This window comes from Mesorhizobium sp. M7A.F.Ca.AU.002.02.1.1, assembly GCF_003998535.1.
In the GTDB taxonomy this organism is placed as follows: domain Bacteria; phylum Pseudomonadota; class Alphaproteobacteria; order Rhizobiales; family Rhizobiaceae; genus Mesorhizobium; species Mesorhizobium ciceri.
Genome location: NZ_RZPB01001117.1, coordinates 1 through 1,473, shown reverse-complemented (window position 1 = coordinate 1,473; position 1,473 = coordinate 1). Strand labels below are relative to the sequence as shown.

Sequence of the window (1,473 nt, the reverse complement as noted above, 5' to 3'; positions counted from 1 at the left end):
GCTATGGGGCGACCGCCAATCCCGACCCGTTTCTGCAGCCCTTCCTCATTCTTGCCGCGCTGACCCTGTTTCTTGGCGTGCTGGGTCCGGTCTCGGCGGCGCTGGCGCTGCGCCATGGCACGGATTGACGCAGCGTATGACTGCGGCTCGGCGACCGATTGCGAAGCCGACGGAGCGAGGCTAAGGAAAAGCATGTCTAGACTGGGCGACATGATCGGCTTGGAAGGCCCCACTTCAGCGGGACCTGCCGCATGAGTGCGCATGCACTCTACGTGACCGCCGCCTATGGCATCACTGCCGTGGTGCTGGCCGGATTGATCGGCTGGATCCTGCTCGACCAGCGGGCGCGCAAGCGTGAGCTTGCCGAACTGGAGGCGTCCGGCGTGAGGCGTCGCTCCGACAAGGTCGCCAAGCCATGAGCACCGAAACGGAAACGCCGCCGCCCAGTCGTCGCCTGTTCGTGCTTCTGCCGCTGCTGATCTTCCTCGGCCTGGCCGGACTGTTCCTGTCGCAACTGCTGTCGGGGCGCGATGCTTCGGAAGTGCCGTCGGCCCTGATCGGCCTGCCTGCGCCGCAAACCAGCCTGCCGGCGCTGGAGGGCTCAAACCTGCCGGGGCTCGATTCGAAAACCTTCGCCGGCAAGGTCACATTGGTCAACGTCTTCGCGTCGTGGTGCGCGCCATGCCGCGAAGAGCACCCGGTGCTTCTGGCGTTGTCGCAGGATAAGCGTTTCACCATGGCAGCGCTGAACTACAAGGACCGGCCCGAAAACGCACGCCGGTTCCTCGGCGATCTCGGCAATCCGTTCCAGGCGATAGGGGTCGACGAAGCGGGCCGCGCGGCGATCGACTGGGGCGTCTACGGCGTGCCGGAAACCTTCGTCATCGGCAAGGACGGCAAGATCGCCTACAAACATGTCGGCCCGCTGACGCCCGAGACGGTGCAGGCGTTGCTGTTGCCGCAGATCGACAAGGCACTGGCGGCGCATTGATATTCAGGTGATGCCGGCCTGCAAACAGCGGCTTCCTGCGCTTCCGGTGCTCGCGTACCAAAAGTACGCTCCGCTCCGGTTCTCGGAAACCACCGTTTTCGACTCGGCCTGACCTGAATCTCAACGCACCTTGGCGGCGCGTCTTATCGGGCTTGAGATCAGCCGTAGATCTGCTTGTGGATCTGGTAGAGCATTTCCGAGCGGTCGGCGCGCATGTCGGCCAGATCGCGGCTGGAAAAGCTGTCGATTTCGGCGACAAGGCGGTTGTAGTGCTTGCGCTTGGCAATGCTGTTGCGAGCGCGGGTCATGAGACTGTCGAGGATCATAGCAAGGTTCCTTTTTGGCGCCGCATTTCGGCGGCGGTTTCTTCCTCCCTTGATCGATACGAAGCATGACATAGTAATGGTGCATTGCAAAAAGAAGATGTTGCAATGCACCATTGCGCTGGACGCATAGCCGGCTAATGCGGCGCTAACGTCATG

Annotated in this window: 3 protein-coding genes and 1 pseudogene; 3 read left to right on the top strand and 1 reads right to left on the bottom strand. The window is 62.4% G+C overall.

Annotated features, from left to right (window positions below):
* From EN879_RS40390 to EN879_RS35615, 3 genes and pseudogenes are all read left to right on the top strand, one after another.
* Positions 1-128: pseudogene (locus EN879_RS40390) on the top strand (heme exporter protein CcmB); the annotation flags it as partial.
* Positions 129-251: 123 nt separating this feature from the next.
* On the top strand, positions 252-419 hold the full coding sequence (gene ccmD, locus EN879_RS35620) for a heme exporter protein CcmD (protein ID WP_013528831.1): 168 nt from the start codon (positions 252-254) through the stop codon (positions 417-419).
* The gene (locus EN879_RS35615; protein WP_063169543.1) at positions 416-991 is read left to right on the top strand and encodes a DsbE family thiol:disulfide interchange protein; all 576 of its coding nucleotides are present in this window, start codon (positions 416-418) and stop codon (positions 989-991) included. Before ccmD ends, EN879_RS35615 begins: the two co-directional genes overlap by 4 nt.
* 158 nt (positions 992-1,149) lie before the next feature.
* On the opposite strand, the gene EN879_RS39575 is transcribed toward EN879_RS35615, so the two are convergent.
* Positions 1,150-1,473 (bottom strand): hypothetical protein (locus EN879_RS39575; protein WP_206521076.1); only part of this gene is annotated, 324 nt, incomplete at its 5' end.